This window comes from Acinetobacter sp. YH01018, from assembly GCF_013420295.1.
In the GTDB taxonomy this organism is placed as follows: domain Bacteria; phylum Pseudomonadota; class Gammaproteobacteria; order Pseudomonadales; family Moraxellaceae; genus Acinetobacter.
This window is the reverse complement of the sequence record NZ_VOYL01000069.1, coordinates 1-8,999: the sequence shown is the minus strand read 5'-3', so window position 1 is coordinate 8,999 and position 8,999 is coordinate 1. Positions and strand designations below refer to the sequence as shown.

Annotated in this window: 12 protein-coding genes and 1 pseudogene; 6 read left to right on the top strand and 7 right to left on the bottom strand. The window is 43.2% G+C overall.

Annotated features, from left to right (window positions below; all coding sequences use genetic code 11):
- Positions 1 to 261: 261 nt before the first annotated feature.
- From acpP to FTT83_RS14720, 5 genes are all read right to left on the bottom strand, one after another.
- A complete protein-coding gene (acpP, locus tag FTT83_RS14740) occupies positions 262 to 498 on the bottom strand; it encodes an acyl carrier protein (RefSeq protein WP_004651013.1) in 237 nt (78 codons plus the stop codon).
- Between the two features lie 83 nt (positions 499 to 581).
- The gene (gene fabG, locus FTT83_RS14735; protein ID WP_166171102.1) at positions 582 to 1,316 is read right to left on the bottom strand and encodes a 3-oxoacyl-ACP reductase FabG; all 735 of its coding nucleotides are present in this window, start codon (positions 1,314 to 1,316) and stop codon (positions 582 to 584) included.
- A complete protein-coding gene (fabD, locus tag FTT83_RS14730; protein WP_180174697.1) occupies positions 1,313 to 2,299 on the bottom strand; it encodes an ACP S-malonyltransferase in 987 nt (328 codons plus the stop codon). The genes fabG and fabD overlap by 4 nt, the downstream gene beginning before the upstream one ends.
- Positions 2,300 to 2,504: 205 nt before the next feature.
- The gene (gene rpmF / locus FTT83_RS14725) at positions 2,505 to 2,687 is read right to left on the bottom strand and encodes a 50S ribosomal protein L32 (protein ID WP_004279227.1); all 183 of its coding nucleotides are present in this window, start codon (positions 2,685 to 2,687) and stop codon (positions 2,505 to 2,507) included.
- Positions 2,688 to 2,764: 77 nt separating this feature from the next.
- Entirely contained in the window at positions 2,765 to 3,322 is a 558-nt protein-coding gene (locus tag FTT83_RS14720; protein WP_086196070.1) for a DUF177 domain-containing protein, read from the bottom strand.
- A gap of 97 nt (positions 3,323 to 3,419) precedes the next feature.
- On the opposite strand from FTT83_RS14720, the gene FTT83_RS14715 reads away from it, so the two are divergent.
- The 3 genes from FTT83_RS14715 to FTT83_RS14705 all read left to right on the top strand — a co-directional run bounded on the left by FTT83_RS14715 (position 3,420) and on the right by FTT83_RS14705 (position 5,123).
- Positions 3,420 to 4,082 (top strand): elongation factor P hydroxylase, encoded by a 663-nt coding sequence (locus FTT83_RS14715; RefSeq protein WP_180082017.1) that lies wholly within the window; start codon positions 3,420 to 3,422, stop codon positions 4,080 to 4,082.
- 86 nt (positions 4,083 to 4,168) lie between these two features.
- Positions 4,169 to 4,786: an L-threonylcarbamoyladenylate synthase gene (locus FTT83_RS14710; protein ID WP_180042499.1), complete on the top strand. Its 618-nt coding sequence runs from the start codon at positions 4,169 to 4,171 to the stop codon at positions 4,784 to 4,786.
- 49 nt (positions 4,787 to 4,835) lie between these two features.
- Positions 4,836 to 5,123 carry a hypothetical protein gene (locus FTT83_RS14705; protein WP_180082015.1) on the top strand — a complete coding sequence of 96 codons (288 nt, stop codon included), beginning with the start codon at positions 4,836 to 4,838 and terminating at the stop codon, positions 5,121 to 5,123.
- Between the two features lie 11 nt (positions 5,124 to 5,134).
- Here FTT83_RS14705 and FTT83_RS14700 read toward each other — a convergent pair whose 3' ends face one another.
- Positions 5,135 to 5,851 carry a GNAT family N-acetyltransferase gene (locus tag FTT83_RS14700; protein WP_180042501.1) on the bottom strand — a complete coding sequence of 239 codons (717 nt, stop codon included), beginning with the start codon at positions 5,849 to 5,851 and terminating at the stop codon, positions 5,135 to 5,137.
- A 378-nt stretch (positions 5,852 to 6,229) separates the two neighbouring features.
- Here FTT83_RS14700 and FTT83_RS14695 point away from each other — a divergent pair, with 378 nt between their 5' ends.
- The 3 genes and pseudogenes from FTT83_RS14695 to rluB all read left to right on the top strand — a co-directional run.
- On the top strand, positions 6,230 to 7,024 hold the full coding sequence (locus FTT83_RS14695) for a ScpA family protein (protein WP_180042502.1): 795 nt from the start codon (positions 6,230 to 6,232) through the stop codon (positions 7,022 to 7,024).
- Positions 7,024 to 7,611, top strand: coding sequence for an SMC-Scp complex subunit ScpB (scpB, locus tag FTT83_RS14690; RefSeq protein ID WP_180042503.1), 588 nt, complete (start codon positions 7,024 to 7,026; stop codon positions 7,609 to 7,611). Before FTT83_RS14695 ends, scpB begins: the two co-directional genes overlap by 1 nt.
- 41 nt (positions 7,612 to 7,652) lie before the next feature.
- Positions 7,653 to 8,507 (top strand): annotated as a pseudogene (rluB, locus tag FTT83_RS14685) (23S rRNA pseudouridine(2605) synthase RluB); the annotation flags it as partial.
- A 398-nt stretch (positions 8,508 to 8,905) separates the two neighbouring features.
- Here rluB and FTT83_RS14680 read toward each other — a convergent pair.
- Positions 8,906 to 8,999 (bottom strand): IS3 family transposase (locus FTT83_RS14680; RefSeq protein ID WP_180176163.1); only part of this gene is annotated, 94 nt, incomplete at its 5' end.

The following is an 8,999-nucleotide window of genomic DNA, read 5'->3' as shown; positions in this document are numbered from 1 at the left end:
CTTCTTGGGTAAGATGAGTGTAGTTCATGATGCAACTTTGACTTTGGTCGGTCGGAAGCAAAATACTAGCTCATCTTGCTTCCTTCCAATAATTTAATCTCTGTTGCACTTCATTTGAGAATCTAAGATACATAAAATTAATTCAAAGAAAGGTTGTCTTTGGTCCAGCAACAGTAAAGATATGTAATTATCATTTTGATGAGTAAATAAAAAAGCCACCTAAAGGTGGCTTTTTTATATTCAGCAGAGCTGAAACAACAATTAACCTAGTTTCTTAGAAACATAGTCAATAGCTGATTGAACAGTTGTGATTTCGTTAGAATCTTCATCAGGGATAGTGATGTCAAAATCATTTTCGAAAGACATAACAAGCTCAACTAAGTCCAAAGAGTCAGCACCTAAGTCATCCATAAAAGATGCTTCGTTTTTGATTTCTTCAGCTTTAAGACCAAGTTGTTCTGCAACCGCTTGTTTGATACGTAGTTCGATATCGCTCACAGGAATTCTCCTCATTGCTTGTGGCGTTTTTAATGCCGTTAGTTTAATTGAATATCTTATTTTTGCAAAGTTTATACTTGAGCTTAGCTCATGTATAAACCGCCATTTACATGTAAAACAGTACCAGTGATATAGCTTGCTTTATCGCTTGCTAAAAAACTCACGGCATTTGCGATATCTTGTGGATCACCTAAACGGTTTAATGCCACTTGATCACTCATTTTTTTACGAATGTCTTCGCTTAATTGATCCGTCATTTCTGTTGCAATAAAGCCAGGTGCCACAGCATTCACGGTAATTTGGCGGCTGCCCATTTCTTTTGCAAGACTTCGACCAAACGCTTCGATGCCTGCTTTGGCAGCAGAATAGTTGGCCTGCCCCGGGTTTGCAAAGTGTGCTACAACAGAACTGATATTAATAATGCGGCCAAAACGTGCTTTAGTCATGCCCTTTAAGACACGCTTAGACAGACGGTATACTGCCTTCAAATGAATATTGAGAATATCGTCCCAATCATCTTCAGACATACGCAGTAACAAATTATCTTTGGTAATGCCAGCATTATTCACTAATACAAGAACTGGACCATATTTTTGTTCAATATCTGTAACTAGTGCATCAATGGCTGCCGCATCACGTACATCCAGTACTGCACCCGCACCATTTTCAGCAAAACTTGCAGATAATTTTTCTGCGCCCGCTTCTGAAGTGGCGGTTCCCACTACAAAATAACCGTCTTGAATCAATTGCTGAGCGATGGCTGCACCAATCCCTCTGCTCGCGCCTGTCACTAATGCGACTTTGCGTTCCTGTGTCATGCAATTTTTCCTTCAGCCACTAAAATGGCGTTTAGCGCATCTTCCATACGACTGTTACTGTCGACTGGGAATGCTTTTTCGATATTTGGTAAACGCTTCGCAAGATTAGCCAATACATTACCTGGACCACATTCAACCACATACTGCACTCCTTGATCTTGAAGGAACTGCATGGTCTTGGTCCATTGCACAGATTGATACAATTGTGCAGTCAATGCCTGACGTAATCCTGCTACTTCTGTCGCGATTTCCGCGTTGACATTTTGTATTACAGGAAGGCTAGGCAGCTCAATGGCAGTATGTTCCAAAGCTTGTGCAAATTTGTCAGCCGCCGGTTTCATCAGCGAACAGTGCGATGGAACAGAAACAGGTAAGGCAATGGCTTTACCGCCATTTTCTTTTGCCAACTCCATGACCGCTTCGACCATGGTCTTATCACCTGCAATCACCACTTGGCCCTGAGCATTATAGTTGGCAGCTTCTACTGAACCACGCCCCTGAATATTGACCTGTTCGCATAATTCAATCACTTTGGCATCATCCAGACCCAGAATAGCCGCCATTGCACCTTGACCCTGTGGTACTGCATCTTGCATTAATTTGCCGCGCAAATTCACCAGCTTAACCGCATCACCCAGTGACATCGCTCCGGCAGCAACCAATGCGCTGTATTCACCCAGTGAGTGTCCTGCAAGATATTTTGGCGCCACTCCACCCAACTCTAGCCACACACGCCAAAGTGCAATACTTGCGGTGAGCAGTACCGGCTGGGTAAATTCAGTCTGATTTAAACCTTCGCCGCTTTGTGCAATGTGCCAGAGGTCAAAACCCACGGCTGCCGATGCTTCTGCAAAAGTTTCTGTCACGCTACTAAACTGTTCAGCCAATTCTGCGAGCATACCGACTTTTTGTGAGCCTTGACCCGGAAATACAAATGCTGTTTTCGTTGCTTGAGCAACTTGCTCGAGTTGTTTAGCAGACATAAAAAAATCCTGTAATGAAGTGATATTGTTATTCAACAATCGGTTAAATAACCAACATACACTTATGTAAGCTTATTTACGGAACGGAATTTAACACTTAATTTTTGTTTTGGTAATTGCCAAATACAACAAAAAGACGCCATAAAAAAAGGGAGCTTAACGCTCCCATTTTTTCTACTAAGCTTGACGCTTAATACATCATCAATTATTCAGCAGATGCTTTAGCGAATAATTGGCGACCACGGTAGATACCATCTTTAGATACGTGGTGACGACGGTGAGTCTCGCCAGTAGCTTGGTCTACAGTTAATGCATTCTCGGTTAAAGCGTCATGTGAACGGCGCATGTCACGGCGAGAGCGACTTTTACGGTTTTGCTGAACGGCCATGATGGCTCCTTACAAAGATCGAAAAAATGGATCAGAACAAATTCAGTTGTCTTATACTTAACAGTATAACACAAAAATTAGTTAAGTTTACCCTTCAAACTTGCCAAAACACCAAACGGGTTATCCCGTTTTTCTTCGACAATGTCATCAATGGCAGGTTGATGCTTATGCTCACAAACGTCATGCTTAGGAGACAAAGGCAACAACAATAACAATTCATCTTCTATCAGAGAAAGTAAATCAGCCGTCGCAGGCGCATCATAGCTGCCTTTTGTCGTTGCTTCACTCTCACCTAAGACGATGAAATCAGCATCCTCATCCAAGCGCTCTATCAGTGATTCATCATCCACAAGCGCTAAATGAAAGTCTGAAACGAGAGAAATTTCAACAGGATTCAGACAACGCTGACATTCCATTGGTACTTTCGTTTCAACATGACCATCTAACCATACGATACGATGATACGCATCCATTGATAGCTTACAGTCTATGTTAATCAATTGATCATCAATTGATCCAACAGCTTCACGGGAAATACGAACAAAGCGAGACAATGGCAGTGTACCTGACCATGTAAAGCCCTGTTCAGCCCATTTAAACGGCTCAATCTGTGCCGGAAAGGTATTTGCTGACATAATTAAGGCGGCAATTCTACAAATTCATCGGTACTCTGTCAAAGATTAAGATACAATTTTGTACTTATTTAGACAGATCAATTGGGTAATACAAGTCATGCATCAGTTGCAGCCGCAACCTGAAGTCACCACTTCATTACAGTTAACTACTTATTCAACCTCAAGTTCTGCTGTTTCTATCGACCCTGTGCAACGCTCACCCTGGGCCAGTTTGCAAACTGAAGTTCAACAAGTTGATTGGCTTATACTACACTTTAATCACTGGTTTTCCCACTTAAATGTGTGTTTGGTCAAAGGCGATTTTGAACCTGAATATTTTCCGGCAACCGAAGATGCGCCTGCCCGCATTCAATTTGCCCATGGTTTCTTTAATAGTGCCTTGCATGAAATCAGTCACTGGACTATTGCGGGTGAGCAAAGACGCTTGCTCCCCGACCTGGGTTACTGGTATGCCCCAGATGGTCGCACGGCAGAACAGCAGGCTTTATTTGAGCAGGTCGAAATCAAGCCTCAAGCGATTGAATGGATGTTTGCACAAGCTTTTGGTCGTAAATTCCGTGTATCTCTGGATAACCTGACTGGTGACGGCGGTGACGGCAGCACCTTTAAAGATAATGTCTTTGCTCAAGTACAACGTTATTTTTCCGGTGAAGCCAAGTTGCCACGTGATGCTGCACATTTTATTGCCTGTATCTGTGCCTGTACCCGGGGTGGCAAAACATTACAAAGTGACGAGTTTCAACGTGACATGCTGGATTAATTTACACAAAATCATCAAAGCCTGATTGCAAGACTTTGTAAATTCAACAGATAATGACTAATAGTAAGTCGGGGGAGAAAATAAATATGCTGCATTTAAGAATACATCCTGATAATCCTCAACCACGTTTGATCAGCCAGGCAGTAGAACGTATTCGTGCCGGTGATGTGGTGGTTTACCCGACCGATGCGGCCTATGCCATTGGCTGCCAGATCGGCAATAAAAATGCCATGGAACGGATTGCGCAGATTCGTGGTCTCGGTCTAAAGCATCAATATGCCATTCTTTGTTGTGACTTATCCGACATTGCCACCTATGCCAAAGTCGACAATGCCATGTATCGTCTGCTGAAAAACAATACCCCGGCAATCACCACTTTTATTCTGCCGGCGACCAGTGAAGTGCCTAAACGCTTGATGCACCCGAAAAAGAAAACCATTGGTTTACGCGTACCAAGCAACCGTGTGTGCCAAATGTTGCTTAAGGAATTGGGTGAGCCATTGTTAACCAGCACCCTGATTCTTCCCGGTCAGGATGAACCTTTAGATGACCCTTATGACATTGAGCAACAACTGGAAAAGCGTATTGATGTATTTATTGATAGCGGATTCGGCACCTTAAGCACCACCAGTGTTGTAGATTTATCCGGTGACAATCCTGAAGTGATCCGTCGTGGTGTAGGTGATGTCAGCGCTTTTGAATAAGCACGGTTAAGATTAAAGGGAATGTTCAGGATCAAGGAGTAGTGCGAGAATGGATCTGTTTTATGTGCTGCTCAACTATCATGATTTTGAGGTAAATAGCCGCATTTATGCGGAAATGCCCTGGACACTTGAGTCTAAAGTGAAAATTATGAAGGCAGATGCTGAGCAACCCCCTTCTGCGATGATCGACAACACCTATGCATTTTTCCTGGAAGTTGCCGTTATTCACAAATTATCCAGCCTCGATCAAACTCAAAATTTATGCATCCGAGACAGTGCGCAACAGATCATCGAATTTGCGCTCAAGTTATCGACATCCACCGCAACAGATCATTAAACACAGTAAAGTTAAAGAACATCACGCAAGCGCATTTTTTGTTGCCCATTCTGATCAAAATTATCTGCCCTTAACCAGGCCAGATAGGCTTTTTCCAGCTCAGGCCACTCTTGATCCAGAATTGAAAACCAGGCGGTATTGCGGTTACGACCTTTGGCAATACGGTCTTGGCGAAAAGTGCCTTCATAATGAAAGCCAAAGCGCAAGGCTGCGCGTTTAGAGGGCAGATTTAAGTCATCACACTTCCATTCCACACGGCGAAAACCCTGCTCAAAACACGCCTTTAATAATAAATAGATGACTTCTGTCGATGCTGTAGACTGTTTCAGTTGATGTGAAAAATAAACATTGCCGATTTCAATAACCTGATCGGCGGAACGCTGGTTCAGCAAGCCTACCCATCCTACAATTGCATGATTGGCTTCTACCAGATAATGAACTGAATTTTTGAAATTAAAGTTATTTTCAAGAGCAGTTTGCAATTCCGCTGCATTTTCAAAACCCGAATAAGGTAAATAAGTCCAGCAGCTGCGATCTATTTCACCATTTACACATTGCCAAACTTGCTTCAGCTGATCTTCACTCATGGTTGCTGAAGATAAGACATGCAGGGTGGCATATTTACCATAAAGGGTATCGGCTAAAAAATGGGTCGGCAAAGGATGAGATACGGGAACTCCAATAAACTGCCCATATTCATTTTCTTGTACTTTTTCATGATCTTTCATGACATCGGGGATCTCTTTTTTATTGGCATTCATATTGCCGAAAAATTTTGCTTTATTCTATATTCAGAATCTTCTTTTATTCTATTCACAATATGAGGCCTAATGCTATGCCCCATTTTTTCATACAAATCCAAAATCCAATCGGTTCGGTCAAAAAAATTAAAACCATACTCCCCTATGCATTTCACCTCATCAAGCCAGTTAAAAACCTTACTGAATTTCAGGTTTTTTTGTATTTGTTGACTTAACTAATTTATTTGAAGTCAAATTTCCATTACACTAGCACTTACTAATTTACGTGCTTTTTCTTTCGATGCGAGATCGAGGCAAAAGCATCATCCTGCATGCCTTTGAAAATTCGCGTGGCCTAAAACTGCAATGAATCAACCTATCCATAATCCTATGGAGCCAAGCTCACATATCCGTGTTATGGATGAGTGGCAAGATACGATTCCAGAGGATTTATATATTCCTCCTGCTGCATTTGAAATTCTGCTAGAGCATTTCGAAGGTCCACTCGACTTCCTGATTTACCTGATTCAAAAAAACGGTTTTGACTTATTACAACTGGATATCGCTCCCATTGCCGCGCAGTATCTATCTTATATGGATGCCATGAAGTCGCTGAATATTGAGCTGACGGCAGATTATATGGTGATGGCTGCCTTATTGGCCGATCTTAAATCACGACTGCTGTTGCCAAAACCGAGCACAAGTGTTGTCGTTGAAAAAGATCCCAAACAGCAACTGATTGACCGGCTGGAAACCTATTTACGGGTCAAACAGGCGGCGGAACGTTTAGGACACATGTCTGTTCTGGAACGCGATACCTTCCCGGCCAATATTAGTCTGGGTCAGGTGGTGCAAATCAATGAAGGTTATGATGTCAGCCAGTTACGTGATGCGCTGTTTTGCGTATTCAATCGCCCAGAACCGGTTACCCATCAAATTCAGCAAGAACCGGTGTTGCTTGAAGAACGCATCGCCTTTATTGAAAGCCGTTTACAGTCCGGTGAAGTGCTGCATTTTGAAGCCCTGCTTAAACCCAGCCAGGGGCGCATGGGCATGGTGGTTACATTTATGGCCATTTTAGAACTCACACGGCAACAAAAAGTAGCTATTATTGCCAGCGGTATTGAAGCACCACTTGCAATTCAAGGAGTAGCTGCATAATGGATCATCAAGCAACATCTCTATCTGTTGCCGAGAATCAACATGAAGTGCTGATGCAACTGGAAGCCATTATTTTTGCCAGTGAAACAGCTGTTTCGCTTGCACGTTTGAAAGAAGCATTCCAAAATCAATATAATAAACAGGAATTGCGTCAGTTGTTACAACAGCTTGCCATGCTACAACATGGTAGATCGATTGAACTGGTAGAAACCGCACAAGGGTTCCGTTTCCAGGTTCGGGCTAAATATCGCAATATCATTACCCAGGTGTGGCCGGAACGACCAACTCGTTTATCACCCACCCTGCTCGAAACCCTTGCTGTGATTGCTTATCACCAACCAGTAACCCGGGCAGATATTGAACAGATTCGTGGAGTTTCAAACAATAGTCAGATCTTAAGATCATTGTTTGACTGGAACTGGATTAAAGAATCCGGCTTCAGAGAACTACCGGGAAGACCCGCGTTGTTAGTTACAACGCCACAATTTTTAAATGCTTTTGGTCTGACATCTTTAGGCCAATTGCCTCCCCTGCAGGATGCCAAGGAAGCTTTTATGACGCTCGATGCTCACGCAGCGAAGTCATAGATAGGTGAACTGTTGATGATAATTTCTAAGGTTATGCTGTCATGAGTGAAAAATTACAAAAGGTGCTTGCACGCGTAGGTTTGGGTTCTCGCCGTTATATGGAAGAAGTCATTGCCGCTGGTCGTGTCAGTATCAATGGACGTGTTGCCCAAGTGGGTGAACGCATTGAACCAGGTGATGAGCTTCGCATCGATGGTCGTAAAGTCCAATTCCAGATTGAAGACGAAATCCGTCGTCGCGTTCTGATTTACTACAAACCCGAAGGTGAAATTTGCTCACGCAATGATCCTGAACAACGTCCTACCGTTTTTGAACAACTGCCTGCAATTGCCAATGATCGCTGGGTGATGGTCGGCCGTCTGGATATTAACTCAACCGGTCTTTTACTGTTCACGAATGATGGTGAATTGGCTAACCGCCTCATGCATCCATCAAATGAAATTGAACGTGAATATGCAGTTCGTGTGATGGGTGAAGTGACACCACAAATCAAAAACAACATGCTTCAGGGCGTGGTTTTAGATGATGGTCCGGCGAAATTCGAATCCTTCTCTGAAATTGGTGGTGACGGCATCAACCGCTGGTATCAGGTGGTGGTTAAAGAAGGTCGTAACCGCGAAGTGCGCCGTATTTTTGAATCACAAGGTTTAAAAGTCAGCCGCCTGCTGCGTACCCGTTATGGTACTGTGATTTTACCGCGTGAACTTCGTACCGGCCGCTGGATGGAGCTGGATAAAGCCGATATCGACAACCTGACCAAATCTGTAGAGTTGAAGCCACGTCAAGGTACAGGCCTGTTTGGTATGGCAAAACGTCGTACTGAACGTATGCAAGAAAAACCAATGGCAGCACGTCGTGGCGGTTATTTGCGTCAGCAACGCCGTGATAGCGAAGAAGGTGAAAACCAAAGCCCAATGACCTATGCACAGCGTGATCGTCGTGAAAACCAGAATGGTCATGCACAACGTCGTGACAATACTGGCAATCTTTATGCACGTCGTGACGGCAATAATGGCAATGGTTTTGCCCAACGTGGTGAACGTCGTCAGGATGGCAATCCAAACACTTACGCTCAACGTGAACCACGTCAAGGCAACAGCTATGCACAGCGTGAAAACCGCCCTGAAAACTTTGGCAATCAAGCGACATATGGCCAGCGTGAACGTCGTGATGAAAATGCACCACGTAAACCATTTGGCAACAAAAACTTTAAGAAGTTTTAATTTTTAATAGCTTTTATTGTCAATCAAAAGCCACTCGGTTTGATCTGACCCCAGAAAGTTAGACGGTTTGATTAAGCAGCTTTTAAGGACTGACTCCTGTACTCTACAGGACTCAGTCCTTTTAATTTAACCTTGATTCGTTCATGGTTATAATAGTGAATATAT